We start from the raw sequence: 26531 nt of genomic DNA, 5'->3' as shown, positions 1-26531 counted from the left end.
AAGAACCCATGGACATCAGCACGAGGTCATCGCCCGGGCCGCGGATTCTCCTGGTCGAAGACGATCCACAACTCGGTCCGCTGATCACCGAACTGCTCCAGCCGGACTTCTGCATTGAGCTGGCCACCGACGGACGCACGGGCCTGCACCGTGGCCTCGCCGGGAGGTGGGACGCGATGATCATCGACCGTGGCCTGCCGGGGTTGGACGGACTGGAGCTGATCCGCACCCTGCGGAACAATCAGGTCACCGTGCCGGTGCTGATCCTGACCGCATTGGGATCGGTCGGAGACACGGTCGCCGGTCTGGACGCGGGGGCCAATGACTATCTGGCCAAGCCGTTTGACGCCGAGGAGCTGGCCGCGCGGCTGCGGGCACTGACCCGCGTGTACGCGACAACGCCCCGGAGCGTGAGTATCGGGGCCTGGGAGCTGGACCCCGCTGCCCGCACCATGGTCTCGGACTACGGTCACCGCGTGGTGCTCTCGCCACGGGAAGCGGACCTGATGACCGCCTTGGCCCAGGACCCGCAGCGGGTCTTTTCACGCCAGGAACTCGCCGCCACCGTCTTCGGCTCACCCGTGACCCCCGGGGCCGTGGACACCTACGTCCACTACCTGCGCCGGAAACTGGGAAAGGACATCATCCACACCGTCCACGGGACCGGATACATGGTGGGAGAGACCACATGAAAACCACCGACACGGACCAGCGGATCATCAAGACCGCTGCCCGCAAAATCAGCCTGCAGATAGGTCTCGTCAGCGCCGGTGCCGCCACGCTTCTGCTGGCCGCCGTCGCGTTCTTCATCGCCCGCCGGTCCCAACCGGCAGAGACCCTTGAGAGAACCGGACGGCCCGGATACATCGTCATTGACGGCAGCGAGTGGCTCTCCGCGCTCATCCTCTGCGGACTCCTCGGAGTGCTTCTCGCCGCCACCGTCGGGCTGATCAGTGCCCGGAACGCCGTCCGGCCGCTCGGGACCGCGTTGGAGGCACAACGCCGTTTCGTCCAGGCCGCCGGACACGAGCTGCGTACCCCGTTGGCCGTCCTTGACGCCCGACTGCAGCTCATCCAACGCCGGGAAGCCGCCGGCGAACCTGTGACCGGGCTCCTGGGCCAGTTACGCAATGACAGCACGGTCCTCGCCGGAATCGTCGATGACCTGCTCCTGACAGCCACCCTGGATCACGGCGGATCCGAAGCCCCGCTGGCGGGCGCACGGGAAACTGATGCCGCAGCCGTGGTCGCCCGCACCGGCGAGGACCTGCACCTCCTGGCCCACGCCGACGGCATACGCTTCAGCACCGAAACCCCCTCCCCGGTCAGCGTCCGGGTGCCCGCCGCCCAGCTGCAGCGCATGATCACGGCGCTGGCAGAGAACGCCATGGCTCACACACCCGCGGGCGGGTCCATCCGGGTCCTCGTCGCCGCCGAGGGCCCAAACGCGGTGATCACCGTGACAGACACCGGGACCGGCGTCACGGGCATCGACCCTGACCATATCTTCGACCGCTTCGCGCACGGCAGCGTCAGCCTCCCGTCCGGTGCACGGCGGGGCTACGGAATCGGTTTGGCCCTGGTTCGGGAGACAGCACAACGCCACAACGGCAGCATCGAACTGACCGCTACCGGTCCTGAAGGGACCACCCTGACCCTCCGCCTGCCCACCGCCTGACCCGGAACGCCATTGACGATGATCGCCGGTTCGCTGGTCTGCCCCGGCCGGGCTAATGAGTCCGGTCCGGTGCGGAAGCCCTCTTCAGTAAGGGGGTGAAGGCTGCCAGTGCCGCTACCTGGGTCGCGACGGTGAAGACGATCAGCGCGGTGATGGAGGCCGAGTAGAGGGCGCCGATGATGGTGGACCCGGCGAGCCAGGCGGCGCCGTAGATCGCGGTGAAGATGCCGTACCCGGTGCCCCGGCGTGCTGCCGGGACGAGGTCGGCCACGGCGGCGCGGAGCGTGGATTCGTGGATCCCCAGGGCCGCTCCCCAGACCACGGCACCGGTCCAGACCAGGCCGGGAGTGGTGGTGAAGGACAGGAACGGCACGGCAGCCGTCAGCGGCAGCGCGATGAGCAGACCGCGTAATCCGATCCGGTCGTAGAGTGCCCCGGAAGCCAGGGCCGCCAACGCGGCGGTGCCCATGGAGACGGCGTAGGTGACCGGTATCAGGGCCGAGGGCAGCACCTTCTGGACTTCCAGGTGGTAGGAGATGACCCCGAAGGTGGAAAACCCGAACATCGACACGGCGGTGAACGCGCTGTACCACCAGAACCGGGCGGGCAGGGGAACCCGCACCTTTGGCTGGCCGGGCACGGCAAGAGGATCGGTGATGGTGTGTGTGTCGTACCGGGCCGGATCCGGCACGGCCCGGCGCAGCAGGAGCACGGCAACGAGCGCGGCCGCTCCCGGGATGGCCAGGACACCGAAGCCGAGCTGGTATCCGGAGACGGCGACCATGAGCCCGACGAGCAGCGGGCCCAGGAGCGCGCCGGACTGGTCGAGGGCTTCGTGGATGGCGAAGGCCTTGCCCCGGCCGATTTCGGCTCCTGCATGGGAGAGCATGGTGTCCCGGGCTGGCGTGCGGACGGCTTTGCCGAACCGTTCCATGATGACGAACGATGCGGCCTGCCACAGTGAGCCGGCCAGGGCCAGCAGGGGGACGGCGATGACGGTCAGGGCGTACCCGGCGATGGTCAGCGGCCAGTATTTGCGGGTCCGGTCCGCCAAGGGTCCGGTGCCCAGGCGCAGGACCAGGGCCACGGCTTCACCGAATCCGGTGATGAAGCCGACCATGACTGCGGAGGCCCCGAGGGTGGCCAGGAACGGGCCGGTGATGGACCGGGCGCCTTCGTAGACGACGTCGGCGAGCATGCTCACCACACCGAAGGTCAGCACGAATCCCATCGGGCCCAGCCCGTTCGGCCGGTTCGTGGTGGCGGCAGGGGCGGGGTTCTCGGCGTTCATATCCGGCATTCGTGCTCCGTGTTCTGGTTCGGGCTGATCGGTGGACCGCCACAAGGTCTCATAGCAGAGCGGCCAGGGCCAGGCCGGCGGCAGCGGCGCCGACCGACGCTGCCGCGGTCCCGATGCTGTTCAGAAGAGCCCATCCGGTGCGGCGGGACTGGATGAGCCGGACGGTTTCGAAACTGGCGGTACTGAAGGTGGTGTAACCGCCCAGGAACCCGGTCCCGGCAATGACCTGTAGTTCCACGGGCGCTGCGGTGACGAGCACGGCCCCGGTGAGCACGCCCAGCAGGAAGGAGCCGGTGACGTTGATGGCGATGGTCCCGGCGGGCAGTGCGGTACGGAGGGTGGCACGGACCAGCCCATCGACCATGAACCGGGCTCCGGCGCCGAACCCGCCGGCGAGACCGAGCAACACTATGGTCAACGCGTTCACCGGATACTCTCCGTCCGGTGCGGGCGGAGGGTCGCGTCCCGGCGACGGGCGGTGATCCGGGTGTGGTGACCGGCGGCGGCCCAGATCCCGGCGACCGATGCGACAGCGCCGCCGAGCAGGGTCGCGGCGAGGTATCCTACCGCGTCCAGGACACGTCCGGCCCCGAGCAGGGTATTCGTTTCCAGGGCGAGGGTGCTGTAAGTGGTGAAGGCGCCCATGAACCCGGTCCCCACGAACAGCCGGATCATCCTGAGCCGCCCGGTGTCGGGTCCGCGCCGGACCAGGGCTTCGAGCAGGACACCGAGCAGGAAGGCCCCGGTCAGGTTGATGATCAAGGTCGGCAGCGGCCACCCTCCCGGGGAGGGCAGCAGGACGCTGAGACCATATCGGGTCACGGCTCCGAACACGCCTCCGGTGATGACGACCAGCACAAACCCGGGGTGCAGGTGTACAGGGCGGGGGGCACGGCCCGCGCCGAGGGTGTCCTCATCCGTGCGCGGGGCGGGGGCCTGTGCGGTGTTCGCCGTGGCGGGGGTGGGTGCCTCCATCAGTGCCCCTCCTGCCGGTGGTGCCGGGCGAGGGGAACGACCAGGACGGGCCGGTGTTGGCGGTGGGTGAGGTGGACCGCGACCGAGCCGACGAGCAATTCCTCGAAACGGGCTCCGAGGCCGCGTTCGCGGGTGCCCACGACGATCAGGGACGCATCCGAGGCTTCGGCCAATGTTCCCAGGGCCCGGGCCGGGTCCCCGGAGAGGGTCTGGAAGGACCACGGCACGCCGCTGCCGTCCAGGGCTTGGCGCAGGCGTTCTGCGATGCCGGCGCTGATCTCTTCGATGTCATCATCGATGCCGTCCGGATCAATCGGGAAGGCGTCGACCCGGCCGTCGGGTTCCTTGACGAGGTAGGTGGTGACATCGACGTACGCGCAGATCAGCTCCACGTTCAGGCTGTGGGCCAGGTCCGCGGCACGGTGTGCCACGGCCAGGGGCTGGCCGGGCACGACGCCCATCAGTACCGGGCCGCCGATCCGGTCCGGACGATATGGTGCCGGGCCGGCGGCGGGCCCGGGGTCTTGTGCTGGCTCATTCATGAGTGCTCCTGTCATGCGCGGTCGGTGGTATGGACGTGTGTTCCGGGGGGCCGTAGGGCAGTGAGGGTTCCTCGTCGGTGATTTCCAGGAGCCGGTTGTACTTGGCCAGACGTTCCCCGCGGGCCGGTGCCCCGGATTTGAGCTGTCCGCAGCCTGAGCCGACGGCCAGATCGGCCACGAAGGTGTCATCGGTTTCCCCGGACCGGTGCGAGACCATCGCCTCGAAGCCTCCCTCGAAGGCGGCCCGGAGTGTATCCAACGTTTCGCTGACGGTCCCGGCCTGGTTCGGTTTGATCAGTACCGCTGTCGCGGACGCGGACCGGATGCCGTCCCGGACCCGGTCCGCGGAGGTGACAAAGAGATCGTCCCCGACGATCTGGACCTTGTTTCCGAGTTCAGCGGTCAGGGCAGGCCACCCGCTGGTGTCGTCCTCGGCCAGGGGGTCCTCCAGGCTCCAGATCGGGTAGTCGGTGATGAGTTTGTCGTAGTAGGAGATCATCTGCTCCGTGGTGTGAGCCTTGCCGGCGACCGTGTAGGTCCCGTCCGTGTAGAAAGAGTTCGCGGCCGGGTCCAATGCGATCGCCACACCGTCCCGGCCCGGGGTGTAGCCGGCGTCCTTGATGGCGGCAACGATCAGATCCAGAGCTTCCTCGGGACGGGCGATGTCCGGGGCGTACCCGCCTTCATCTCCCAACCCGGTCCCAAGGCCCTGACGGCGCAGCCGCCTGGCCAGGGCGTGGTAGACCTCCGACCCCCACCGGAGCCCCTCGGCGAAGGAGGGTGCCCCTGCGGGGGCGATCATGAATTCCTGGAATTCCAGCGGGTTCGCGGCGTGCTGTCCGCCGTTGAGGACATTGAAGTGCGGCACTGGCAACCGGCCGGCCCTGGCCATGGTCTGGGCGATCCAGACGTGCAGGGGCAGCCCGGCCGCGGTGGCGAAGGCGCGGGCAGCGGCCATGGACACGGCGACAATCGCGTTGGCTCCCAGCCGTGACTTACCTGCGGTCCCGTCCAGCCCGGCCAGGGCCTGGTCCAGGTCCGCAAGGCTCTGCCAGGTGCCGGAGGTGAGCAGCCCGCTGATCTCACCCTTGATGTGGGCGACCGCGTTCTGCACGCCGCGGCCGGAGTACTCCTGGCCGCCGTCGCGCAGTTCGACCGCCTCATGCGCCCCGGTGGACGCCCCCGACGGGGCGGAAGCGACCGTCACGGTGCCGTCCGGTCCCGTGAGCCAGACCTTCACCGTGGGATAGCCCCGGGAGTCGAGGATCTGCAGGGCGCGCACCCCGGTGATTTGCAGTTCATACATGAGCTTCTCCGTTCCTTCCCTCAGGTCCCGCCGGTAGCGGCGACCAGCGCGGCAGCGGTCCGCGCCGCCGCCGGATTCATATATTCCCCACCCCGCACCAGCGGGACCAGCCCGGGGCCGAAGCGATACACCAGCGGGTGCCCGGTGGGAATGTTCAACGCCTCAACCTCGGCGTGCGAGAGGCCGTCCACGACCAGACACAGTGCCCGCAGTGAGTTGCCGTGCCCGATCACGAGCACATCCTCCCCGGTGCGGATCCTCGGGCGAAGCTGCTGATGCCAGAAGATCCGGACCCGTTTGACCACCCCGCACAGGGACTCGGTGGCCTGGACCGCTTCCGGAGGGAGCCCCAAGAACGACCGGCTGCGCCGTATGGCCAGGAGCTCTGCGCGCGGCATGGGCGGCGGTGCGCCGTAGTAGGAGCGGCGCCAGAAATGGAAGACCTCCGGGCCGAGTTCGCTGAGCACTTCACCCCTGGCCCGGCCGGTCAAGGAGCCGTAACTGCGCTCGTTCAACTCCCAGGCAGCCCTGGGCGGCACACCTTGGCAGCCCAGCACGTCCAGGACGATGCGGGCGGTGTCCCGGGTGCGGGACAGGGTTGAGGTGTAGACGGTGTCGGGGGCAAAGGATGCCGAGGACAACAGTGCCCCGGCTTCCGCGGCTTCGTCGTTCCCTGTTGGGTTCAGGGGCGGGTCGAGCAGGCCGGCGAACCGGTCCTGGGCGTTCAAGACGCTCTGGCCGTGGCGGAGCAGGACCAGTGTTCCGGGTCCGGGCATGAGTCACCTACCTTCGTATCAGCAAAGGTAGGAACCATTAGCCAGGAGGCGGTTCGAACTCCCCACACCTCAGGTGCGGGCTGTTCCGGCGGGATCCATCACCGTGAACAGAGACTACAGGCACAGCGGCCGCGGCCGCCACCATGTGACGCAGTCAGTTTCTCTGCCCAGCACCGGTGCTGTCCGGTTCGGGTCCGGTGTCCGTGGCTCCCGCGGTCAGGTACAAGGGCAGCCCCCAGCCGGCGAAAAAGCCAATGGCCTCGATCCAGGAGACGTTCTCCTCACTTCCGGCCGGGGCCCCGTAGTCGGTCATCGACTCGGTCAGCCGCCGCACCCGGGCCCTGACGTCCCGGAGCCGCGACGCCACATCGCGCCGCACCTGCCCGGGCACGGGACGGCGTGCCGCCAAATGGAAACGGCACAACAGCACCGGATCCCCGGATTGCTCCATAATTCCGGGCCAGCAGTCCGGACATGCCCGGTCCCGCCACAGTGGGAGTGTTTCCCGGCACCAGGCAGTGGTGTGTGCGAGTCCGTTTGCTTCCACGGTCAGCGCTTCGGTGTTGGAGTTCGCGTAGCCCATCCGCACCCCGGGCAGATCCGCAGAGGCCATGTCTTCACAGATCCGGCAGGGCCCCACCGGGACGAGGACGTTGTCCGGGTGCCGGCGCAACAGGGAGGTTTTCCGGTCCAGCCCGTCAGCAACGTGGCCCAGCAGGTCCTCATAAAGGACCGTGACATCGAAGGGCTGGTGTCCTCCCCGGACTCCGGCGCCCGCCTGCCACAATTCGATCTCCACGACCGCGTACGCCCACGTGTGACGCGGACACAGCCCCAAGGAAGCGCGCAGCAACCGGCGCATGCTCCCGTCCATAATGTCACCGTGAATGAACGACCAGAGCTGGCGCACTTCCTCCGGGGCCAGCTCCAACGGACCGACCGGCACCAGACCCCCAGAAAGCCTGTCCCTCGCGGGCACTTCCGGGGCACCGGGCCCGCTTCTCTTACCAGCCATCGCGATCATCCTGCCCTTCACAATCCGGGGCAGGAACCATCAGCCACATCGGCGGTCCAGGCCGGCAAACCAGCCGGTCACGGTGGGATCCATCACCGTTACACCAAGGCTAACCCCCTACCGGGAGGCTGGGCCAGCTTCCATCACGGGTTGGCTGGTCCACATCGCTGAAGGACCAGTCGTACACGGTTCTTAAGGACGAAGCAGCGGATCCGGGAATCTGCAGGATCCTCTGGAGATTAAGCTGGATACTTAATCCGTGGGCTTATGGACGTGCTTGGAATTCACACCAGTAATCCTCTCTGCTGCGCTGCAAGCCCGGCATGTCATGGGGTCGCTGGCACGACAAGCGAAGAGGGTCATTGAATGAATTGGTGGGATGTGGCGATCGCCATCGTTGGCGGGATCGTCCTGATCTATGCCGTGCTGTTGGTCCTTCTGGCCCTCTACGCCCGTCAGCACCCCGAAACTGTCGGCATGAAGGACGCACTCCGGCTCCTGCCCGACCTGCTGGTACTGCTGCGCAGGCTGACCGCGGACCGGGCACTGCCCCGCGGAATCCGGATCCGGCTGGTCCTGTTGCTGCTCTACCTCGCCTCACCCATCGATCTGGTCCCGGACTTCCTCCCAGTGATCGGCTATGCCGACGACGCCATTATCGTCGCATTGGTCCTGCGCTCGGTCATCCGTAAAGCCGGCCACGCCCCCTTGGAACAGCACTGGCCCGGCACACCCACCGGACTCACACTGATCCGACGCCTCACCGGGACTTCCTCGGCCCCAGCATGAGCGGCCTTTAGGCTCGCCAGCAACCTGACGAGTCCGGACCCGAGGTAGCCGTTGTAGTGCATCCGTGAGACAACCAGACAGCCCGGTGTTTGCTCCTTCAGGGATACCCCGAAGCCCTTCGACACTCCCAGATATGGCTATCCTTGATGCCCTGTCTGTCCCAGGCTGTGGGCGAGGCGGTAGGAGTCTGTGCCTGTTTCAATGATCGTGCCCTTGAAGGTGAGCCGGTCCACGATGGCTGCGCAGAGCCGGGGATCGCTAAACGTCTTGGTCCAGCCGGAAAAGGACTCGTTACTTGCGATAGCGATGGAATTCTTCTCCTCGCGTTCCGTCAGAACCTGGAAAAGGAGTTCGGCGCCACGGCGATCCAGCTCCATGTAACCCAACTCATCAATACATAAAAGGTCCACGCGGCCGTAGCGGGCGATCGTCTTAGCTAGAACCTTCTCATCCGCGGCTTCAACGAGCTCGTTCACGAGCCTCGTTGCGAGCGTGTATTTAACCCGGTATCCCTTTTCGGCGGCAGCTGTGCCCAGCCCAATGAGCAGGTGGGATTTGCCGGTTCCGGAGTCACCGATCAGACAAAGAGGTGCGCCTTTACGGATCCAGTCACCGCCGGCGAGGGTGTGGATAGTGGCGGAGTTGACGCATGGGTTCGCCTCAAAGTCGAAGTCCCCGAGCCATTTATCCCGTGGGAACCCAGCAGCCTTGACCCTGCGGATCGAGGAGCGCCGGTCACGGTCGTCGCACTCGGCCAGCAACAGTTCGGCCAGGAACCCCTGGTAAGAGAGTTGCTCCTTCCCGGCGATGGTCAGGGCTTCGTCGAGGACCGCCCTTACGGTGGGCAATCGGAGCCGCCGGCAGGCCTGGTCCACGGCCGCGACTGCAGCCTGTTCGGTCAGGCCCCGCCGCCGGCGCAAGGATGGGGTGATGGTTGCTGCCGGTGCTGTCGGGCTCATGAGATGTTCTCCTTCGACGTGGTTTCTGTGGGGCGTTCGGCGCGTTTGGCCAGCAGCTCGTCATAGGCGGTTACGGAGGGCAGCGGGCGGGCGTCCGGGGGGAGCCCTGCGATCACCGCGGCGGGGTCCATGAGTCTGCGTTGCGTAAGGCTGACAACTCGTTGCACATTCACTTCGCCATGAGCAACGGGATGGCGGCTCGAACCGACCCCACCCACCGGAACGCTTGCTGCGTGCCTGCGTGCCTCAACAGCGACCACGTCCGCACTCACAGCGCCCACACCCAAAGCCGCGGCGATACCTGCTTCGATTTCATTGGCGTCCATCGAGCGGTGTAACAAAAGGACCTCGATCAGCTCCTTGGTTCCCTCGGCGTCGCCGTTGACCCGCCTGGATGCTGCCCAGAAGGCCTCATGGGCGCTGGTGAACGTCCCCGCGTCGCGGGCCCGAGCCAGAGCGGTGGAACCAGGCAGAGCGCCGGGTTTAGTCCTAAGGACCTCGAGATAGTGATCCAGCTGGACCGATGGCCCACGCTTGGCAGCGATCCGTTGGTGCCTCGCAACCACCACCCGGCCGTCAAACACCACAACCTCCGACGCCCGCAGCGACACCCGGACCTTCCGACCTATGAAACGAGCCGGAACGGAGTACTTCACCATCCTTACCGTGATCATCGAGGACCGATCAACCCGCGGTGTCAGCACCAGCCCCGGATCGAACTCCTCAGCCGGCAACGCTGCAAGGAACTGCTGTTCTGCCTCAAAGTCCTGACCAATAGTGCGGATCCTGTCGTCAATCCGCCGGTTGTCGTCCTGCGCTTCCCACATGCGAATACGGTCGTTGAGCTCACCAAGGGACTTCGTGACTGGCATCGGGGAAAGTCTGTTGCGGCGGAACCAGCCGACCTCGCCCTCAACACCACCCTTCTCATGAGCTCCAGCAATGCCAGGCTGGCAATAGAAAGCATCAAATCCGTAGTGGGATTTGAACAGCACCCACCGGTCGTTCTCGACCCTTTGGCGGCCCTGTCCGAAGACCACGGTCGTGACAGCGCTAGTGAGGTTGTCGTAGCGAATGTGTCTGACCGGTACCCCGCCGATTTCATTGAACGCCTCGATATGTCCTTCAAAGAAAGCTTCCTGCGCCTGGGTTGGATAGATCCGGTGGATGGCCTTGCCGGACCGCGACAGCCGGAACACGAACATGTGACATTTCGTCTTCACGCCGTTGAGTATCACCCAGACTTCGCCGAAGTCCACTTCCGCCTCCGCGCCAGGGGCATGCTCCTGCGGAACGAAGACCTCCACCCGGCGGCCAGCCTCCACATCGATCTGCGCCCGCCGCACCCTTACATAGTCACGCACCGTCGAATACGAAAGATCCTCCGCTCCGTGCTCCTCGACGAGCCGCGCGAGAATCCTGCGAGCAGTATGGCGCTGCTTCCGGGGAGATGCCGTGTCCTCGATCAACATGGCATCGATCGCGGACTTGAACGGATCCAAACGGGGCGACGACCTCACAGGTGTCTTCCGGGCCGGCGGAACCGGGGAATTCAGCGCCTTCCGCACGGTTTTTCGCGCTACTTCGTGCCGGCGAGCAAGCTCGCGTATCGAAAGACCCTCAACCCTGGCATCCCTGCGAATCTGCGCGAACAACTCCACTCTCGACTCCATCCGACCCTCCTGCCGTTGATCCAAACCTTGATGGGATCAACGTTCACAGGTGGGTACCATTCAAGCCGTCATTAGGCTCGGCAAGTCTTTCGGGTGGGTACCGTTCGGGCCGTCCTAGTGGGCTCCGATCAGACTGACATACTCATGCGCGGGTTGACCTCGTTGACTCCGGCTTTGCCGGCCTTGCCGCGGTCGGAGTTGTTCGTGCAGGCGACGTACACCTTGCCCGTGACGGGGTGGGGTTCAACGTCTTCGGGCCGGTCCATCTTCGTCGCGCCGGCCAGGTCAGCGGCGAGGCGGGTGAAGACCAGGACTTGTTCGATGCTCATTCCCGGGATGGTGCTGGCACCATCGCGGGTCAGCGGCAGCCACTCCCCCACCCCGTCGAAAGCACCATCGGACGGGACCTTGCCCGTGCCGTTGATCTCGGCTTCGGAGTTGCCGGTGAAGCGGGCGACGAACAGGTCACCGTTGGCCAGCAGGTTTTTGTTGTGGGCCTGGTTGCCCTCAATGTATTTGTCGCGGGAAACGAACTTGTAAAGATAGTCGAATCGCTCGTCATCGCCCATGTACGCGACAACCCGACCGTCAGGGGCAACGGTGACGTTCGCGCCTTCGTGCTTGAACCTGCCCATCGCGGTGTGCTTCACCGGCGTCGAGTTCGGCTCCAGCGGGTCGAGCTCCACGATGTAACCGAACCGGTTGGCCTCGTTCTCGTAGCCCGGGATAGTGGCGTCGAAACGGGGTTCATCCAGGTGCCAGCCACGGCCGGGGTTGGTAGTGGTGATGCCGTAGCGGCGCTGCTCGGCGGTCGGGGTTCCGACCTTGAAGTAGCCCTGGAAGTTCTCTTCCCCGGAGAGGATGGTGCCCCACGGGGTGGTGCCGCCGGCGCAGTAGTTCAGGGTGCCCAGGACCGTTCGGCCCTGCGGGTCCGCAGTCGTGCGGACCAGGGACGAGCCTGCGGCCGGTCCGGTCAGCGTGAACGGGGTATGCATGGTGATGCGGCGGTTAAGGTCGCCGTTCTTCACGGTCTTCCACGGCGTTCCCTCGCCGCTGCGCTTGACCTCAACGACAGACATGCCGTGGGCGGCCATCGCAACACCGCGAACGGTCTTCGGATCCGCACCCGGAGCGAACATGATGTTCTCGTTGGTGTATTCGTGATTGGCCACCAGAACGGCACGCTTGTTCTTCCTATCCAGGGCCAGGATGTCCACGTAGTCGCAGTTGTATCCGAATTGCTGTGCCTGGGCAGCCGGGGTTTGGGCGTTGACGTTGAAGTCCGGGGCCTTCTTCACGACCGGGTCGCCCCACTTGATCAACGGCTCCCAAGAGTAGCCGGCCGGGACTGTCAGCTCGTCCACGACATAGGGAACCGGCTCGATCGGGGTGAAGGGCAGCCCGCCACCGTGGACCTTCGCGGCTGGGGAAAGCGTGGAAGCCTCAGCGCTTTGAGCACCTGCGCCGCCGAGCAATAACGCCGCGGCACCAACAGCGCCGGCGCCGAGCAGGTTGCGACGGGAGAACTCAGCCGAAACGATGTCGCGCAGGTAATTGTTCTGCGAAGTGTTGCATACAGCCGAGGCGCAGGCGTTGTCGCACTTCAGAGCACAGGTCACGGCACTGCGCTTGCCCCTCACATGCCCCAGCATGGGCAAAGAGAGTTTGGTCGAGTTCGGAGCCACAGGAAGTCCTTCCACAGAGAATTGGGATGCGGACGGAGAAGCCGCTGTCCCCCAGGCGGCCGGCCTCTCCTCAAGGCCGGCGCAAGCACTCCGTCGAGGTGATGAGATTTTTGTCGTGCCATGAGTGGCCGCGAAGACACCCCATGTCTGAAAGATGGCCACCCACAGCACGACAGGCCCCACCGTAGGCACCGATGCTTAACTGCCCATGAACAACGGAACTACTCAAGACTTCACCGGAGTGCACGCCAAAAGATCACCATCAGGGAGTGTCCGACGACATCGGACTTCCGCCGAGGCCTTGAACGGCCAAGCCGTGGACTCGCTAACGGAGCTGGGCATCGACGTCACCGGTGAATACCCCAAACCCGTCACCGACGAGGTCCTGAACCTCGTGGACGCCGTCATCGTCCTCGGCACCGAAGCCAAACTCGACGCCTCTGCCGGGAAACGCTTCGAGATCTGGGAAACCGACGAACCCTCCACCGGCGGCATCGAAGGCATGGAACGCATGCGCCTGGTCCGCGACGACATCAAAACCCGCGTCCATGCCCTCTACACCGATCTGGCAGGCAATTAGTGTCATTGTGACTGCGAAGCGGCTCCTGCCCCGGCGTTCCAGATCGCGCTGCTGATAATTTTCACTTATGAAAAGCACCGCCCTGCCGACGTTGACTCCGGGAACGGCCCGACAATACAACCTGCCCCTGGTTTTTCTCGCCGGTGCCATCATCGGTGTGTTGGGAGGCATGATCGGTTTGGGCGGCGCCGAGTTCCGGTTGCCTTTGCTGATCGGCGTGTTTGGCTTCGCTGCGCTGCAGGCCATCATCATGAACAAGGCTATGAGCCTGATCGTGGTTATGACCGCACTGCCGGCACGACTTTTCGCGATCCCGTTCGGGGACCTGTCCCCGTACTGGTTTATCGTCTTGAATCTTCTGGCCGGAAGCCTGGTGGGGGCCTGGGCAGGCGCTCACTGGGCCACGAAGCTGAAATCCAAGACCCTCTACCGTGTCATCGCGGTGCTGCTGGTGCTCATCGCGGCTCTACTGTTCTACACGCATTTCTTCGCCGTTGATCCGCTCGCACTGCCGGAGGTCCCGCGGACCATTGCCGGCATCGGAGCGGGGATCGTCATCGGCGTCGTCGCCGCGCTCATGGGCGTTGCTGGCGGGGAACTGCTGATCCCCACGATCGTGTTGCTCTATGGCACCGACATCAAAATCGCCGGCAGCCTCTCCCTGGCCGTTTCACTCCCCACGATGCTCGTCGCATTCGCCCGATTCAGCAGGGATAAAAGCTTCTCCGTGCTCGGCCAAAACAAGCCGTTCTTGGTCACCATGACCCTGGGCTCCATCACTGGAACCATCATCGGCGGGCTCATGCTCGGCGTCATCCCCTCGCTGGTACTCATCCCGCTGCTGGTCCTGCTCCTACTGCTGTCTTCCATCAAGGTCTGGAACCACGACTGACCATCAAACTGACAGGCTGAGGCCATGACCATCGCCAAATCCGTCCTGTTATTTGTCCTCGCCGCTATCGCTGAAATAGGCGGCGCGTGGCTCGTTTGGCAATCAATCAGGGAAGGCAAAGCCTGGTGGTGGGCTGGTCTCGGTGTGATCGCCCTGGGGATCTACGGCTTCGCCGCCACACTCCAGCCCGACGCGCACTTCGGCAGAATCCTTGCCGCCTACGGCGGAGTCTTCGTAGCCGGCTCGTTGGCCTGGGGCATGATCATCGATGGGTTCCGGCCCGACCGCTGGGACATCACTGGATCAGTGATCTGCCTTATCGGCGTCGCCGTAATTATGTTCGCGCCCCGCAACACCTGAACACATACAAACCCCTCATTTGCGGCCAGATTTACCCGTCATCCCGGGGCCAAGAACAGTTGACATACTCACCATCTCGAGCGTCGGCGCTAGTGGCTTCCGTGCTGGGCGCCGTGGCCGTGTTCCTCACCTCCAGGGATCCCCGCAGCTGAGGCAAGGTAGCCCCAACCGGCGTCGCTGAGTGCGTGGTACGCGATGTGGAGTTCTTTCGCCGGATCTGCAACTCCGGCGGTATCGCGGCGTTCCAGGACAGGGGTCAGCTGTTCGACCGAGGCCACGAATCGCTCCGCGGCTGGTCGGAGCTCATCAGGCCACGCCGTCACGGCTACGGCGATGCGTGCGTTACGGATCAGAGGTGCCCAGTTGCGGTCGATTTTGGGTTCTGACCCGGTCAGCGCGGTGGCGATGCCGTGGAAGCCCACCGTGTCGATATGGGTCAGGACGGCGAGCAGTGCTGTCGTGATTCCCGCCGGTTCTGCGGCGGGAAGGATGTGTTCCATCGCGGTCTCCTCGGTTCCGGTTTCTTCAAGAATGGCCTCCCCTGCCGGATGCCTCAAGACCTTACTGTCACGCACCCGGCTAAGCTCTTGCCAACCATACCCCCCGGGGGTATAGTTGCCGTGTTGTCAGTGAGTGGTCTGTCGCGGAGGCCCTGAGGGTCCCTCTTTACAACCGTTCAACCACAGCACCCATCGCATCTTCTGCAATGAATGGAACTGACATGCAAACACCATCACGTACCGAACTGCCCCTGAAATCCTCCGGATCGGCCTGCGGTTGCTGCTCCACGAATTCCCGTGAGACTCCCGCCGAAAAGACCGCCGGCGTTGAGTACGCCGTTGAAGGCCTGACCTGTGGCGGCTGCGTAGCCAGCGTCGAAAAGGCCGTCACTGCCATTGACGGGGTTGACACAGCGACCGTTGAACTCGTCCCCGGCGGTCTCTCCCGACTGATCGTTTCCGGCCCCGCAGGGACCTCGGAGATCCGGGACGCCGTCATCTCGGCTGGATACAGCCTGACTAAGTAGCTCGAACCAACTCGGCCTGCAGCGCTATGTGCGATACCGCGGCCGTATTTGGAGGAGTACACCATGGCAGAGCACGACCATCATTACCATCATCCGTCACCGGTCGGTGAAGCGGACCGGGACGACTCGGCGGTCCCCTCACGCAAGGTGGAGGGGACAGGGCCAGCCGCCCATCAGCATCACGGCCATGAGCAGGGCCGCGAGGACCGCGACGATCATGCCGTGCACAGCCACGGCCAGCACGCCGGGCACAGCACCGCCATGTTCAAAGATAGGTTCTGGCTGACCCTGGCACTGTCGGTCCCGGTCGTCTATTTCAGCCCCATGTTCGGACACCTCCTCGGGTACATGCCGCCGGAATTCCCGGGCTCGGCCTGGATACCACCCGTCCTTGGAACGGTGATCTTCCTCTACGGAGGCATGCCCTTCCTCAAAGGCGGGCTGAATGAACTCAAGTCCCGGCAACCGGGCATGATGCTGCTGATAAGCATGGCCATCTCAGTCGCCTTCGCGGCTTCCTGGGCGACCAGCCTGCGGATCGGGAACTTCGATCTGGACTTCTGGTGGGAACTGGCACTGCTGGTAGCCATCATGCTGCTGGGTCACTGGATCGAAATGCGGGCCCTCGGCTCAGCCCAAGGCGCGTTGGACGCCCTGGCCGCGTTGTTGCCGGACGAAGCAGAACGCATCACCGACACCGGAGTGGAAACCGTCTCAGTCTCCGATCTCCGGACCGGGGATAAGGTCCTGGTCCGGTCCGGGGCGCGGATGCCCGCTGACGGGACCATCGCGGAGGGGCAGGCCGAGTTTGATGAATCCATGATCACCGGCGAATCCAAGACGGTGCCCAGAAGCGTCGGGGATCCTGTCGTGGCAGGAACTGTGGCCACTGACAACACCGTCCGGGTAACCGTGACAGCGGTCGGGGATGACACCGCCCTGGCGGGAATTCAACGTCTGGTGGCCGAAGCCCAGGCCTCGTCCTCGAAGGCCCAGGCCCTCGCGGACCGGGCCGCTGCGTTCCTTTTCTACTTCGCCACCATCGCCGGTGTCATCACCTTCATCGCATGGACCTTGCTGGGTAGCCTGCCCGAAGCCGTGACCCGCACGGTCACGGTCTTGGTCATCGCCTGCCCTCACGCGCTGGGCCTGGCCATTCCGCTGGTGATAGCGATCTCCACTGAGCAAGCCGCCCGGGCCGGAGTGCTGATCAAGGACCGGATCGCACTGGAACGGATGCGCACCATCGACGTCGTGCTCTTCGACAAGACCGGCACCTTGACCAAAGGAGAACCTGAAGTCAGCAGCACGGCCACCTCCGACGGTGACGGCACCGATGAGCTGCTGGCCCTGGCCGCAGCCGTCGAATCCGACAGCGAACACCCCGTGGCCCGGGCCATCGTCCGCGCAGCCCACCACAAGGGCCTGCAGCTGCCGAACGCCACCGGTTTCACCTCCATGACAGGGCGGGGAGTGCGCGCCACGATCGACGGCCGCACCGTCCAGGTCGGCGGTCCGGCACTGCTGCGCGAACTCAGGCTCACCGAACCCGAATCCCTGGCCGCCGCAACCCGGGAGTGGATGGGACGCGGCGCCGCCGTGCTCCATGTCATCGACGGTGACCGCATCCTGGGCGCCGTCAGCCTCGAAGACGCCATCCGACCCGAGTCCCGCCAGGCTGTGGCGGCCTTGCAAAGCAGGGGCGTCAAGGTCGCCATGATCACCGGAGACGCCACCCAGGTAGCCACCGCGGTGGGAGCGGAGCTGAACATCGATGAGGTCTTCGCTGAAGTCCTTCCAGCGGACAAGGACAAGAAAGTCGCCGAACTGCAGGCCCGGGGCCTGAAGGTTGCCATGGTCGGTGACGGGGTCAACGACTCCCCCGCGCTGGCACGCGCCGAGGTCGGCATCGCCATCGGAGCCGGCACCGACGTGGCCATGGAATCAGCAGGGGTCATCCTGGCCGGCAACGACCCGCGGGCGGTGCTGTCCATGGTAGACCTGTCCAGGGCAAGCTACGCGAAAATGTGGCAGAACCTGGTGTGGGCCACCGGATACAACGTCATCGCCGTCCCGCTGGCTGCGGGCGTACTGGCCTTCGCCGGGATCGTGCTCTCCCCGGCCGCGGGCGCGGTGCTGATGTCAGTCTCTACAATCGTCGTCACCCTGAACGCCCAACTGCTCCGGCGGGTGAAACTGAACCCGTCCCAGGTCCGTTGACCCAACAAGCACCGGCACCGCCGCTCTCAAACCATCCCGGTACAGCGGCGGTGCTGGCATGCTGAAACGGATGAAAACCGTGCCCTGGTTCATGCCGTTGCGGGGAGCCGGAACGGCGACTGCTCTGCATCGCCTTGGCTGCCGCAAGCCCCGAATTTTAGGGCTGATCTCGCCGGTTTCTTTGAGAGAGGAAGAATCCAACAGCGGCCATGGCCAGGATAACGGCCACGATCCCTGCGACGAGCGGAGCATTGGCATCATTTGGACCGATGCTCTCCGGCGCGGACGGCTGTGTTGAGTTGCTTGGCTGAGAAGAGGGTGTAGCCGCCGTTTCGGGTGGGGCTTCCTCGCCGAAGACCTCCTGCCGCCGGTCATCCGATGGCGTGAGCCCGAAGTTCAAGCTGACTTTGTCGTTGAGTGACCGCCGACCCTGAAGAACCGTGTCCTTCGGAGCTGCAGGTCCGGCAGTTGTCTGCTGTACCGTCGCGGTGACCTGCGGAGGATCGGCGCGGGCCGGGACCGCGGCCACAGTCGAGAAGCTCGCCGCAGCGGCGAGGACGAGACCCCATAGGGCTACGACGGACCTCTTGCGGGATGTGTTGTGCACATTTGCTCCAATAGTGGTGATGGTGTGGCGGCTGCCCGCCTGGCTGGGCGGGTCTAGTTCGCGGCGGCCGCTACGAGCCCGCGGAATTGTTCCTCTGTGTTGAAGGGGATCATTTGCCCGTTGAGGAAAAAGGCTGGAGTGTCGGTGACGCCAAAGGAGGTACCGTCTGCGATATCTTCCTTGATCCGTTCCTTGGTCTTGTCAGCTGTCACGGTGTCGTCATAGGTTCTCAGGTCCAGGCCCAGGTCCTGGGCGAACGAACGGAACAGCTGGGCTTGTGAGTCTTGTTTGTTGCCCCATTGAGTCCCGGTTTCGAACAGTTTGATAGTCATCTGCTGATATTTCCCCTGCTGGGCTGCGGCTTCGGCAGCGAGGGCCGCAGCGGCTGAGTTACGATGCGCGGGAACCGGGAAGTATCGCTGCACGAAGGTGATTCGGTCCCCGTATTCATTCTTCAGTTCCTCGATAAGCGGCTGAGCGGCGCGGCAGGGGTCGCATTCAAAGTCCACGAACTGGACCAGTTGGGCTTTCTCTGTGGTCGGTGAGGTGGTGCGGTGGCTATCTTCCCGAACCAGTTGGGCGACGGCAGTGGGTTGGGCCGACGTCGTCGCTGGCTTATTGAGCGTAAAGACGCTGTACCAGACCAGACCAAGGCCGATGAGGACGGACAGCAAGACCCAGACGAAGACCCTTGTCTTCCTGGCAGTGTCTGCAAGCGGATGCGAGGGCAGGTGCGGGGTCCGCTGCGGCTGTTGTTTTCTTGTCATGGGGCGGGCTCGATCCGGTGGTGTTTTCTTAGGTTGGGGATGCGATTGTGCTCGGCGAGACGCTATGTCTCGGCCACCGCCGCGGCGACAAGGGATTTGAGGATGCTTTGGTCCGCCAGTCCCAGGATGCGTGCCGCGACTCGTCCTTTCTTGTCAATCACGAGAGTGGAAGGAACTGCCTGCGGGGGGACGTATTGGGTCATGGCCAGGAGGATGCCCCCGTCTTTGTCCTGCATGCTGGGGTAGGTGACACCAAAGGTCCGTTCAAAGGCGGCCGCTGCCGGTTCTTCATCGCGGACGTTGACACCATAGAACTGGACACCTTGGCCTTTGAACTGTTCCGCGATGGCTTCGAGCCTCGGGGCTTCGAGCCGGCAGGGGGCGCAGGCGGCATACCAGAAGTTCAGCACGATGATTTTGCCCTGCCAATCACTGGAGGTGATTGCCGTGCCGTCGTAGAGCTTGCCTTTCAGGACCACGGGGGCCTTCCGCTCGGCATCCACATATTCGGTGACAGACCCGTCCCCTGCGATGTAGTTTTTGTTGTCGCCCGCCTTGGCCTGTTCAGAAAGGGTGTCCCTGGCTCCACATCCTGTGAGAACCAGCGCTCCCAGCCCGGTCAAAGACGACGCGGTGATGAAACGCCGACGCGTGATACCCGGCTTCTGTGTACCGGCACCGCCGGCTGAAAGTAGTCGTCCTACGAACTTAGACATTGCGATCCTTAGATAACGAAATTGTAACTTCTTGGTGTTTTGGTTAGGCTGGTTTCGTCCATACCCGTCCGGGGTATGGGTTGGCCGTCTCGCCAAACCCCGTCGGCGGCCCAATGAGCATCCAGTTCCAGACGGGGGCGGAGGACCCAACAACGGTGCATGAGCACCTTGGGGTGAAGCCGGCCCTGCAACTACCCATCCGGGAGCGGGGCTGGCCGGACAGTCCACTCGTCCGAATCCGACAGCTAACTTCGTCGGCGCCGAGAGGACCCCCACCTTGCCTTCCCAGCCCCGGCACGGCCGTCGCCGCGCCACGCCCAGTTCAGCACCCGTCAAGCGCCGCCGTGAAACGGTGTTTCTTCCGTCCCCTCTGCAGGACCGCGGCCATCGGTTCGGTGCTGCCGCCGCTGTCACCGGCCTGATCGCCATGAGTGTCCTATCAGCCGCCCAGGCTGATCCCGGGCGCGTCGGAACCGACCAGGCCCTTTCACCCGCAGCACCAGCTGCCGTCTCCGCGCAGCCGGTGATCAATGCCGAAGCCGGCGCTTCCCTCACCTTTGACCGGCCGGCTGTGGGATCAAAGGCCGCACCGCCAGCCATTGTGGCGCCGCCTGTGGCAGCTGCCGCACCCCAGAAGACCAAAGCAGCAGTACAGGTCCCTTCCGTTCCAGCGGAGACATCAACAGCGTTGAAGGCACCCATGGCTTCAATCAACGTCAGCTCACCGTTCGGCCTCAGGGTCAACCCCCTCACCGGATCGACCGGGGAATGGCATACGGGGATTGACCTGACGGGGGCCTGCAGCACACCCGTGTTCGCAGCTGGCGCCGGAACCGTCATGGAAGCCGGTTGGAGCCAATACGGAGGCGGAAACAGAATCGTCATCGACCACGGCAATGGTTTGAAAACCACATACAACCACTTGGCCAGCATCGGTGTTGCCATGGGACAGGCCGTTACATCGGGCGCCCAGATCGCCGGTGTGGGAACGACGGGTAACTCAACCGGCTGCCACCTACACTTCGAGGTCATGGTCGATGACAAGACAGTGGATCCTGCCAGCTTCATCTGAGACGGACCTCTGCTGCGCAGGTGCTCACGCATCGTGGGTTCCCGGGCCGCGGGGGCCTTGAAGATGCTTCCGGTTCAGTACGTCCAGCTCGTCGTCGCTGAGCTCATCAAAGGAGCGGGCCTCCCTACGGTCGCTGCGGGAGAACCTGACAAACATGAGGATGATCAGTGGCAGGTCCACGACCTCAGCGAGGAACCACAGCAGGTCCCCGGCGAGTTGTTGGTCCCGGAGCGGGTCCGGGAGCCAGGATGGGTGGCCGGTAAGGGGCAATGTCGCACCGTCCAGGATCTGAGGACTGATGCGCATCAGCACCCCCGGCACGGCGTCGGCGACCAATTCAATGAAGACGTAGATGAATTCCACCACGATCAGGGATGTGACGTCCTTCGTGGAGCCATCTTCAATGATCGGTACGGCCATCAGTAAACCCGCTGCGGGGACGAGGACCGTCAGTGCTGCATCCCACCACGGGTCCGTCCTCATCGGGTAGAACAGTGGGGTCAACAAGAGGGTGAACATGGCAAGGCCCAGTAGGGCCGCGACGACCGTGTTGCTCAGTGCCCTGGCCACCCGGCTGCCCAGAACGCGGGCGAGCCGTTCCTGACCCTGCTTTCCCAAAGCTGCCCTGGCCAGTGTCAGGGGCTGGCCTGCTGCGATGAGCAACGGGACGATGAACAGATACGACGTGATTCTCAGTGTGAAGGCCCAGCGAAGATCGTGGCTGTACACGCCCGTGAACCCGAAGCTGAGCACGGCGAAGCTGCCCAAGCCCAGGAAATAGAAGGTCGCTGCCCGCCACCACGGCCAGTGCACCCCCCGGCGCGTGGCTGCCCGGATGCCTTGGCCGTAAAGGACGGCTGCTGTGGCGGTGATGGCCGCTGCCGGCACATTCAACGTCCAGGATGACACGACGGCGTCCCAGGGAGGCATGGTCAGCGCTTTGCTTCGGTCCGCCCGGCCAGGAGCGCCCCGGCCAGGAACAGCAGACCCGCTGTGGGGTAACCGGCGTAAAGGTCCAGGGCCACGCTCGGGCCCTGACCGGCTGGCGCCAGGTGCAGGATCCAATGCCAGATCCCGACCACGGCCCCGGCGGCCATGATTACCTGTCCGATGCGCACCAGCCGGCGGTGCCTGCGGTGCCGTGCTTCGGGGTCGTCATTGTTGTTGGGTTTTGTGTTCATGGGGATTGCCCTTCAGTGGTTTCAGCCGTTGCTTCCGCCGGTGCACGCGGCTCCGGGTTCGGGGGCCTTTGGGGATTGGGCGTAGGCGCTGATGAACGTCGGGATCCGGGGATCGGATGCTTCCGTCACACCCAGTTGAGTACCCCAGGCCGTCGCGGTGACCGGTTCGTTTTGGTTCGCGTCGGGGCTGAGCAGAACGTAGCGGTTTGCCTTGGCGAGGGCGGCCAGTTTGGTGATCTCATCCTCAGGCAGACCGGGCTTGTAGCTCAGCCATACGGCGCCGTGTTCCAGGGAGTGAACGGCCCGTTCTTTGGTGACAGGTTCGGTGTAGATGCCGCAGTTGACCCAGACGGGCGCGTGGTCGCCGCCGACACCAGGTTCCTGAGGGTAGGAGACAGGTGTTTGGACGTGGTTGCGGGAGAGCCCCGGGTAGGTCTGGGCGCCGTCAATTGGTTTCTTGGCGGCCTCCATGGCGGCGTTCTTTTCCTGGACCGCGCCCGAGACTACCAACGCGACGGCGGTGATGATGGCCGCCAGGAGAAGACCGAACCCGCCGTAGACCAGAATGTTCCATTTGCGCTGCTTGGCTTTTTGCTGTGCACGGATTCCAGCGAGTACGGCTTCGTGGTCGGCGCGGCGTTTACTGGCGTTGCTCATGAGGGTTCTCCTGTATGTGGAAGGGCGCGTGAGGTGGGTGGGGTCTGGCCGGCGGCCAGCACGAAGGATCGTGGTCCAGGGCGCAGGATCAGGAACAAGAGGATCCCAGCGACAAGAAGCAGCCCGGAAACCCAAGTGTTCACGCGCAGGCCCAGAATGGTGTTGGCAGGGTCAGCGCGCATCAGTTCGAACACGAACCGGCCGCTGGTTGAGGTGTACTACTGATGTGAGACACAGTTTGAAAGGATTGTGCTCATGTCTGCTCGACCTACCTATTCCGATGAGTTCAAGGCCGATGCCGTCGCTTTGGCGGCGTCTTCGGGGCGTCCGTTGCCTGCCGTTGCTGCTGATCTCGGGATCTCGTTGACTGCTCTGAAGCGGTGGATTCGGTTGGCCCGTGAGGCTGATCAGGAAAGCGGTGGCAAGCCCGATGACCCGGTAGATCCGGTGAAATTCAAAGCCATGGAGGCCCGGCTGCGGGAGCTCGAGCGGGAGAATGATTTCCTGAAAAAAGTTTCGGCGTTCTTCGCCAAAGAACAGCGGTAGAAGATCTCTACCGCGTTGTTCAGGAGGAGAACGCCGACTTTCCAGTGGCATGGATGTGCCGGCAGTTGGGGCTTCCACGGGCCTCGTACTACCGGTGGCGGGACGCTGAGGAGACACCGACCGCGGCCCGTCACCGGGACCTGACGGACCAGGTGAGGACCGTCTTCGATTCCTCTGACGGGATCTTCGGTCACCGCATGGTGCATACCAAACTTGTTGCCGCCGGCATCGAGGTGTCGGTGGGCACCGTGGCGGGGATCATGGCTGAGAACGGATGGGCGGCAAAGCGGATGCGCGCCTTCAAGCGCACCACCATAGCCTCGGATCCGGACAAGGTCTTCGCGGACCTCATCGGCCGGGACTTCACGGCAGATGCCCCGGGCACCCGTTTGGTGGGCGATATTACCTACTTGCGGACCGGTGAGGGCTGGCTGTATCTGGCCACCGTCATTGACCTGTGCACCAGGATGGTCGTCGGTTGGGCCATGGCGGACCACATGCGCGCCTCGTTGGTTACCGGGGCCCTGAGGATGGCCAGAGACCGCGGCCACCTGACCCCGAACGCCATCTTTCACAGCGATCGCGGCACGCAGTACACGTCCCGCGAAATGGGCGCCTGGTGCGCCGGAAACAAGATACGCCAATCGATGGGCGCTACCGGGGTGTGTTGGGACAATGCCGTAGCCGAATCGCTGTTCTCATCGCTGAAAAACGAGTTCTACCATCACCACAGCTTCGAGACCCGCCAAGACGCCAGACGGGCCACGATGCGCTATATCGAAGTGTTCTACAACCGCTGGAGGCCTCACACCAACAACAAGGGTCTCCCGCCAGCGACGGCAATGGCCAACTTCACAACCAACAGCCAGCCCCTGCCCGCTGCTGCCTGACCGAAAAGAAACTACCCGGCTGTCTCACATCCTTGACACACCTCAGGTGTACAGGACGATGTAGGCGGCGAAGACCGCTCCGGCACCGAGATGGTACTTGCGGTCCAGAAACATCAGCAGTGACGCGGCGGCAAGGCACCACAGCGATTCATAGAGGAACGTGGGCTGGAAATAGCCCAGTACTTCGGGGGTGCCATCAGCTGTGGTCACCGCTTGGCCGGTGGCTTGGTTCATGGCATGGACCTGCAGTTTCCACGGCAGGTCCGTGGGCCCGCCGTAGAGTTCATTGTTGAACCAGTTGCCCCACCGGCCCAAACCTTGGGCGATCAGCAGGCCAGGGGCTGCAGCGTCAGCGAAGACCGCCAGGGTGATCCCTGCCCGCCGGGCACCGATCAGGGCACCTACCAGGCCGAGAGCGACGGCCCCCCAGATCCCCAAGCCGCCTTCCCAGATGCGCAGCGCACCCCACGGGTCCTTGCCGGGGCCGAAGTACAACTGGTTGTCCGTGATCACGTGGTACAGCCGGCCTCCGATGATCCCGAACGGGACGGCCCACATCACCACGTCCAGGGCCTGGGCTGTGGTGCCTCCCCGGGCGCGTAGTCGTCGAGCGGTCAGCCAGACGCCGACGATGATCCCGGCCAGGATGCACACGGCATAGAACCGGATGGTCAGCGGCCCGACTTGAAAAGCGCTGACGGTGGGTGAAGGGATGAAGAAATCAGTGCTGGCGAGGGTTCTCACGGCGCCGCTCATTTCACGTAGGAGAAGAGGGCCATCATGCCCTGCTCGGCGTGGAAGGCGTTGTGGCAGTGGACCAGCCACTGGCCCGGGTTGTCGGCGTCGAAGAACACCGTCACGGTCTGTTTCGGGCGGACGATCACCGTGTCTTTCCGGGCCCCGTCGGCGCCGACCTGAAACGTGTGTCCGTGCAGGTGCATCGGGTGCCACATGTCGGTGTCGTTGACGAAAGCCACCTGGACCCGTTCCCCTGCCTGGACGTCGAAGGCATGCTCGAACGGTTTGCTCATGTCGAAGCGGTTCCCGTTGATCCCCCAGTCGTATTTGTCCATCCCGCCGGTGAGTTTGACCTCGTGGGCGCGGTCCGGGGTTTTTGCTTCCAGGGCGGCGGCGGGATCTGCTTTGAGTTGTCCGCCGTCAAGGACGGTTCCGTCCAGGCTGTCCGGAAGGACTGCCGGCAGAGGCTTTTTGCCTGTGCCGGTGCCGATGAATCCGAGGGCTTTGCCGGATTTGCCTTCGGGCAGGGCCAGGACGGGGGTGAATCCTTCCCCGACAGTGATCAGCGCATCGATGCGTTCACCCATGCCCAGCACGACGGCGTCCACGTCCTGATGCTGGACCGGGAACCCGTCGGTGTGGGTGAGGGTGATCTTTTGTTCGGGGATACCGACCCTGTAAGCGGTGTCCCCGGCGGCGTTGATGATCCGTAACCGGACCACTTCCCCAGCGGCGGCCGCAAAGACTTCAGCGTCGTCGGGGGCCTTGGCGTTGAACAGGTGGAACGGGTAGCTGACATCACCGGCGTCGCCTCCCAGAAAATCGCTGCGTGAGCCCATGAGCATATGTTTCATCCCCATGGAGCTACCCGAGGGTCCCGGGGAGGAACCCATCGAGCCGTGATCCATGCCGCCCATGGACATGCCCTGGGACAGTTCGGCCAGTACGTCTTCGGGAGTCCCGGTGATGCCATCCATCCAGTCATCAAGGATCACCACCCAGTCCTTGTCGTAGATGAGCGGTTCATCCGGGTCTTCAACGATCAAGGCCCCGTACAGGGCCCGTTCGCGCTGGAGTTCCACATGGGAGTGGTACCAGTAAGTGCCAGGGTGGGACAGCCGGAAGTCGTAACTGAAGCTCTTCCCCGCAGCCACCGGCGCTTGGGTGATGTGTTGGACTCCGTCCTGGTCGTTGCGCAGGGCCAGGCCGTGCCAGTGGATGGAGGTTTCCTCGGGCAGGTCGTTGGCAAGATCCACGCGGAGCCGGTCCCCGGCCCGGGCGCGGATAGTGGGCCCGGCCAGACCGGCGTTGAAGCCCCACGTCCTGAGTGTTTTGCCGGCCACCGACGCGGTGAGTGAAGCGGCGGCCAAGGCCTGGTTTACGGTGCTGCCCGAGACAGGGCGTCTGGATTCAGTGTCGGCGACCGCGGGGTCGGTGGGCATGATGCGTTCCGATCCCGTTGCTGCGGAGTCGGGTGGGGTACAGGCGGCCAGGGCTGCTGCGGCGGCACCGGCAACGGACAATGTCAGGAAATGTCGTCGGTTCAGAGTGGGGTACATGGGAATGTCCTTTGGTCTGCG

27 protein-coding genes, 3 pseudogenes and 3 riboswitches are annotated in these 26531 nt (G+C 64.3%); of the genes and pseudogenes, 11 read left to right on the top strand and 19 right to left on the bottom strand.

Annotated features, from left to right (window positions below; translation table 11 throughout):
• Nucleotides 1–8 precede the first annotated feature (8 nt).
• Together QN084_RS12760 and QN084_RS12755 are read left to right on the top strand one after the other, a co-directional pair.
• Complete coding sequence (locus QN084_RS12760; protein ID WP_069694625.1) at nucleotides 9–692, top strand: response regulator transcription factor; 684 nt, start codon at nucleotides 9–11, stop codon at nucleotides 690–692.
• Nucleotides 689–1678, top strand: a complete 990-nt coding sequence (locus QN084_RS12755; RefSeq protein ID WP_069694624.1) for a sensor histidine kinase — start codon at nucleotides 689–691, stop codon at nucleotides 1676–1678. The genes QN084_RS12760 and QN084_RS12755 overlap by 4 nt, the downstream gene beginning before the upstream one ends.
• Before the next feature lie 52 nt (nucleotides 1679–1730).
• Here the strand turns inward: QN084_RS12755 and QN084_RS12750 are convergent, their stop codons facing one another.
• From QN084_RS12750 to QN084_RS12720, 7 genes are all read right to left on the bottom strand, one after another.
• Nucleotides 1731–2978, bottom strand: a complete 1248-nt coding sequence (locus tag QN084_RS12750) for an MFS transporter (protein WP_139126728.1) — start codon at nucleotides 2976–2978, stop codon at nucleotides 1731–1733.
• 49 nt (nucleotides 2979–3027) lie between these two features.
• Complete coding sequence (crcB, locus tag QN084_RS12745) at nucleotides 3028–3396, bottom strand: fluoride efflux transporter CrcB (RefSeq protein ID WP_069694630.1); 369 nt, start codon at nucleotides 3394–3396, stop codon at nucleotides 3028–3030.
• 5 nt (nucleotides 3397–3401) lie between these two features.
• Nucleotides 3402–3953, bottom strand: a complete 552-nt coding sequence (locus tag QN084_RS12740; protein WP_083262030.1) for a fluoride efflux transporter FluC — start codon at nucleotides 3951–3953, stop codon at nucleotides 3402–3404.
• Complete coding sequence (locus tag QN084_RS12735; RefSeq protein WP_083262031.1) at nucleotides 3953–4495, bottom strand: universal stress protein; 543 nt, start codon at nucleotides 4493–4495, stop codon at nucleotides 3953–3955. The genes QN084_RS12740 and QN084_RS12735 overlap by 1 nt, the downstream gene beginning before the upstream one ends.
• Entirely contained in the window at nucleotides 4488–5801 is a 1314-nt protein-coding gene (gene eno, locus QN084_RS12730) for a phosphopyruvate hydratase (RefSeq protein WP_069694623.1), read from the bottom strand. The genes QN084_RS12735 and eno overlap by 8 nt, the downstream gene beginning before the upstream one ends.
• A 20-nt stretch (nucleotides 5802–5821) precedes the next feature.
• Complete coding sequence (locus tag QN084_RS12725; protein WP_069694622.1) at nucleotides 5822–6577, bottom strand: 2,3-bisphosphoglycerate-dependent phosphoglycerate mutase; 756 nt, start codon at nucleotides 6575–6577, stop codon at nucleotides 5822–5824.
• A 21-nt stretch (nucleotides 6578–6598) separates the two neighbouring features.
• Nucleotides 6599–6689, bottom strand: a riboswitch (Fluoride riboswitch).
• Between the two features lie 42 nt (nucleotides 6690–6731).
• The gene (locus QN084_RS12720; RefSeq protein WP_139126727.1) at nucleotides 6732–7592 is read right to left on the bottom strand and encodes a hypothetical protein; all 861 of its coding nucleotides are present in this window, start codon (nucleotides 7590–7592) and stop codon (nucleotides 6732–6734) included.
• A gap of 23 nt (nucleotides 7593–7615) precedes the next feature.
• A riboswitch (Fluoride riboswitch) is annotated at nucleotides 7616–7698 on the bottom strand.
• 260 nt (nucleotides 7699–7958) lie between these two features.
• On the opposite strand from QN084_RS12720, the gene QN084_RS12715 reads away from it, so the two are divergent.
• Nucleotides 7959–8381, top strand: coding sequence for a YkvA family protein (locus QN084_RS12715; protein WP_069694620.1), 423 nt, complete (start codon nucleotides 7959–7961; stop codon nucleotides 8379–8381).
• A gap of 137 nt (nucleotides 8382–8518) precedes the next feature.
• Here QN084_RS12715 and istB read toward each other — a convergent pair whose 3' ends face one another.
• The 3 genes and pseudogenes from istB to QN084_RS12700 form a co-directional block, all read right to left on the bottom strand.
• A complete protein-coding gene (gene istB, locus QN084_RS12710; RefSeq protein WP_069694619.1) occupies nucleotides 8519–9340 on the bottom strand; it encodes an IS21-like element helper ATPase IstB in 822 nt (273 codons plus the stop codon).
• Nucleotides 9337–11013 carry an IS21 family transposase gene (gene istA, locus QN084_RS12705; RefSeq protein WP_069694618.1) on the bottom strand — a complete coding sequence of 559 codons (1677 nt, stop codon included), beginning with the start codon at nucleotides 11011–11013 and terminating at the stop codon, nucleotides 9337–9339. The genes istB and istA overlap by 4 nt, the downstream gene beginning before the upstream one ends.
• Before the next feature lie 146 nt (nucleotides 11014–11159).
• Nucleotides 11160–12665 (bottom strand): annotated as a pseudogene (locus tag QN084_RS12700) (PhoX family protein); the annotation flags it as partial.
• A gap of 241 nt (nucleotides 12666–12906) precedes the next feature.
• Here QN084_RS12700 and QN084_RS12695 point away from each other — a divergent pair.
• The 3 genes from QN084_RS12695 (at nucleotide 12907) to QN084_RS12685 (ending at nucleotide 14530) form a co-directional block, all read left to right on the top strand.
• Complete coding sequence (locus QN084_RS12695; RefSeq protein ID WP_069694616.1) at nucleotides 12907–13278, top strand: arsenate-mycothiol transferase ArsC; 372 nt, start codon at nucleotides 12907–12909, stop codon at nucleotides 13276–13278.
• A 67-nt stretch (nucleotides 13279–13345) separates the two neighbouring features.
• Nucleotides 13346–14170: a sulfite exporter TauE/SafE family protein gene (locus QN084_RS12690; RefSeq protein ID WP_069694615.1), complete on the top strand. Its 825-nt coding sequence runs from the start codon at nucleotides 13346–13348 to the stop codon at nucleotides 14168–14170.
• Nucleotides 14171–14194: 24 nt separating this feature from the next.
• The gene (locus QN084_RS12685; RefSeq protein ID WP_069694614.1) at nucleotides 14195–14530 is read left to right on the top strand and encodes a YnfA family protein; all 336 of its coding nucleotides are present in this window, start codon (nucleotides 14195–14197) and stop codon (nucleotides 14528–14530) included.
• An 89-nt stretch (nucleotides 14531–14619) separates the two neighbouring features.
• Here QN084_RS12685 and QN084_RS12680 read toward each other — a convergent pair whose 3' ends face one another.
• Complete coding sequence (locus QN084_RS12680) at nucleotides 14620–15105, bottom strand: hypothetical protein (RefSeq protein WP_069694613.1); 486 nt, start codon at nucleotides 15103–15105, stop codon at nucleotides 14620–14622.
• Nucleotides 15106–15251: 146 nt separating this feature from the next.
• Here QN084_RS12680 and QN084_RS12675 point away from each other — a divergent pair, with 146 nt between their 5' ends.
• Both QN084_RS12675 and QN084_RS12670 read left to right on the top strand, forming a co-directional pair.
• A complete protein-coding gene (locus tag QN084_RS12675; protein WP_069694612.1) occupies nucleotides 15252–15557 on the top strand; it encodes a heavy-metal-associated domain-containing protein in 306 nt (101 codons plus the stop codon).
• 63 nt (nucleotides 15558–15620) lie between these two features.
• Nucleotides 15621–17777 carry a copper-translocating P-type ATPase gene (locus QN084_RS12670; RefSeq protein WP_069694611.1) on the top strand — a complete coding sequence of 719 codons (2157 nt, stop codon included), beginning with the start codon at nucleotides 15621–15623 and terminating at the stop codon, nucleotides 17775–17777.
• 157 nt (nucleotides 17778–17934) lie between these two features.
• On the opposite strand, the gene QN084_RS12665 is transcribed toward QN084_RS12670, so the two are convergent.
• The 3 genes from QN084_RS12665 to QN084_RS12655 form a co-directional block, all read right to left on the bottom strand.
• Nucleotides 17935–18384 carry a hypothetical protein gene (locus tag QN084_RS12665; protein ID WP_069694610.1) on the bottom strand — a complete coding sequence of 150 codons (450 nt, stop codon included), beginning with the start codon at nucleotides 18382–18384 and terminating at the stop codon, nucleotides 17935–17937.
• A gap of 53 nt (nucleotides 18385–18437) precedes the next feature.
• The gene (locus QN084_RS12660; protein ID WP_069694609.1) at nucleotides 18438–19151 is read right to left on the bottom strand and encodes a DsbA family protein; all 714 of its coding nucleotides are present in this window, start codon (nucleotides 19149–19151) and stop codon (nucleotides 18438–18440) included.
• 62 nt (nucleotides 19152–19213) lie between these two features.
• Nucleotides 19214–19867 carry a TlpA family protein disulfide reductase gene (locus QN084_RS12655; protein WP_083262032.1) on the bottom strand — a complete coding sequence of 218 codons (654 nt, stop codon included), beginning with the start codon at nucleotides 19865–19867 and terminating at the stop codon, nucleotides 19214–19216.
• A gap of 111 nt (nucleotides 19868–19978) precedes the next feature.
• Nucleotides 19979–20139: riboswitch (cyclic di-AMP (ydaO/yuaA leader) on the top strand.
• 5 nt (nucleotides 20140–20144) lie between these two features.
• Here QN084_RS12655 and QN084_RS12650 point away from each other — a divergent pair.
• Nucleotides 20145–20939, top strand: coding sequence for a M23 family metallopeptidase (locus tag QN084_RS12650; RefSeq protein WP_083262033.1), 795 nt, complete (start codon nucleotides 20145–20147; stop codon nucleotides 20937–20939).
• A 24-nt stretch (nucleotides 20940–20963) separates the two neighbouring features.
• Here the strand turns inward: QN084_RS12650 and QN084_RS12645 are convergent, their stop codons facing one another.
• Genes QN084_RS12645 through QN084_RS12635 form a run of 3 tightly spaced genes read right to left on the bottom strand, consistent with a single transcriptional unit; the run spans nucleotide 20964 to nucleotide 22777 of the window.
• Nucleotides 20964–21869, bottom strand: a complete 906-nt coding sequence (locus QN084_RS12645) for a cytochrome c oxidase assembly protein (RefSeq protein ID WP_083262034.1) — start codon at nucleotides 21867–21869, stop codon at nucleotides 20964–20966.
• Nucleotides 21870–21871: 2 nt separating this feature from the next.
• A complete protein-coding gene (locus tag QN084_RS12640; protein ID WP_069694607.1) occupies nucleotides 21872–22120 on the bottom strand; it encodes a hypothetical protein in 249 nt (82 codons plus the stop codon).
• Nucleotides 22121–22141: 21 nt separating this feature from the next.
• A complete protein-coding gene (locus QN084_RS12635; protein ID WP_069694606.1) occupies nucleotides 22142–22777 on the bottom strand; it encodes a thioredoxin-like domain-containing protein in 636 nt (211 codons plus the stop codon).
• A gap of 255 nt (nucleotides 22778–23032) precedes the next feature.
• On the opposite strand from QN084_RS12635, the gene QN084_RS12630 reads away from it, so the two are divergent.
• Together QN084_RS12630 and QN084_RS12625 are read left to right on the top strand one after the other, a co-directional pair.
• Entirely contained in the window at nucleotides 23033–23323 is a 291-nt protein-coding gene (locus tag QN084_RS12630) for a transposase (protein WP_062098648.1), read from the top strand.
• A gap of 35 nt (nucleotides 23324–23358) precedes the next feature.
• A pseudogene (locus QN084_RS12625) lies at nucleotides 23359–24213 on the top strand (IS3 family transposase); the annotation flags it as partial.
• Between the two features lie 45 nt (nucleotides 24214–24258).
• Here the strand turns inward: QN084_RS12625 and lgt are convergent.
• Both lgt and QN084_RS12615 read right to left on the bottom strand, forming a co-directional pair.
• A pseudogene (gene lgt, locus QN084_RS12620) lies at nucleotides 24259–24969 on the bottom strand (prolipoprotein diacylglyceryl transferase); the annotation flags it as partial.
• Entirely contained in the window at nucleotides 24966–26510 is a 1545-nt protein-coding gene (locus QN084_RS12615; RefSeq protein ID WP_069695616.1) for a multicopper oxidase family protein, read from the bottom strand. The pseudogene lgt and the gene QN084_RS12615, both read right to left, overlap by 4 nt.
• Nucleotides 26511–26531 lie beyond the last annotated feature (21 nt).

Origin of the sequence: Paenarthrobacter sp. R1 (assembly GCF_030264015.1) — a bacterium.
Lineage (GTDB): Bacteria > Actinomycetota > Actinomycetes > Actinomycetales > Micrococcaceae > Arthrobacter > Arthrobacter ureafaciens.
This window is presented reverse-complemented; position numbering and strand designations above follow the sequence as displayed.

Coding starts and splice junctions, on each gene's coding strand:
- QN084_RS12760 (WP_069694625.1), top strand. CDS start 9: ATGGACATCAGCACGAGGTCATCGCCCGGGCCGCGGATTCTCCTGGTC.
- QN084_RS12755 (WP_069694624.1), top strand. CDS start 689: ATGAAAACCACCGACACGGACCAGCGGATCATCAAGACCGCTGCCCGC.
- QN084_RS12750 (WP_139126728.1), bottom strand. CDS start 2,978: ATGCCGGATATGAACGCCGAGAACCCCGCCCCTGCCGCCACCACGAAC.
- QN084_RS12740 (WP_083262030.1), bottom strand. CDS start 3,953: ATGGAGGCACCCACCCCCGCCACGGCGAACACCGCACAGGCCCCCGCC.
- QN084_RS12735 (WP_083262031.1), bottom strand. CDS start 4,495: ATGAATGAGCCAGCACAAGACCCCGGGCCCGCCGCCGGCCCGGCACCA.
- eno (WP_069694623.1), bottom strand. CDS start 5,801: ATGTATGAACTGCAAATCACCGGGGTGCGCGCCCTGCAGATCCTCGAC.
- QN084_RS12725 (WP_069694622.1), bottom strand. CDS start 6,577: ATGCCCGGACCCGGAACACTGGTCCTGCTCCGCCACGGCCAGAGCGTC.
- QN084_RS12720 (WP_139126727.1), bottom strand. CDS start 7,592: ATGGCTGGTAAGAGAAGCGGGCCCGGTGCCCCGGAAGTGCCCGCGAGG.
- QN084_RS12715 (WP_069694620.1), top strand. CDS start 7,959: ATGAATTGGTGGGATGTGGCGATCGCCATCGTTGGCGGGATCGTCCTG.
- istB (WP_069694619.1), bottom strand. CDS start 9,340: ATGAGCCCGACAGCACCGGCAGCAACCATCACCCCATCCTTGCGCCGG.
- istA (WP_069694618.1), bottom strand. CDS start 11,013: ATGGAGTCGAGAGTGGAGTTGTTCGCGCAGATTCGCAGGGATGCCAGG.
- QN084_RS12695 (WP_069694616.1), top strand. CDS start 12,907: ATGAACAACGGAACTACTCAAGACTTCACCGGAGTGCACGCCAAAAGA.
- QN084_RS12690 (WP_069694615.1), top strand. CDS start 13,346: ATGAAAAGCACCGCCCTGCCGACGTTGACTCCGGGAACGGCCCGACAA.
- QN084_RS12685 (WP_069694614.1), top strand. CDS start 14,195: ATGACCATCGCCAAATCCGTCCTGTTATTTGTCCTCGCCGCTATCGCT.
- QN084_RS12675 (WP_069694612.1), top strand. CDS start 15,252: ATGCAAACACCATCACGTACCGAACTGCCCCTGAAATCCTCCGGATCG.
- QN084_RS12670 (WP_069694611.1), top strand. CDS start 15,621: ATGGCAGAGCACGACCATCATTACCATCATCCGTCACCGGTCGGTGAA.
- QN084_RS12660 (WP_069694609.1), bottom strand. CDS start 19,151: ATGACAAGAAAACAACAGCCGCAGCGGACCCCGCACCTGCCCTCGCAT.
- QN084_RS12655 (WP_083262032.1), bottom strand. CDS start 19,867: ATGTCTAAGTTCGTAGGACGACTACTTTCAGCCGGCGGTGCCGGTACA.
- QN084_RS12645 (WP_083262034.1), bottom strand. CDS start 21,869: ATGCCTCCCTGGGACGCCGTCGTGTCATCCTGGACGTTGAATGTGCCG.
- QN084_RS12640 (WP_069694607.1), bottom strand. CDS start 22,120: ATGAACACAAAACCCAACAACAATGACGACCCCGAAGCACGGCACCGC.
- QN084_RS12635 (WP_069694606.1), bottom strand. CDS start 22,777: ATGAGCAACGCCAGTAAACGCCGCGCCGACCACGAAGCCGTACTCGCT.
- QN084_RS12630 (WP_062098648.1), top strand. CDS start 23,033: ATGTCTGCTCGACCTACCTATTCCGATGAGTTCAAGGCCGATGCCGTC.
- QN084_RS12615 (WP_069695616.1), bottom strand. CDS start 26,510: ATGTACCCCACTCTGAACCGACGACATTTCCTGACATTGTCCGTTGCC.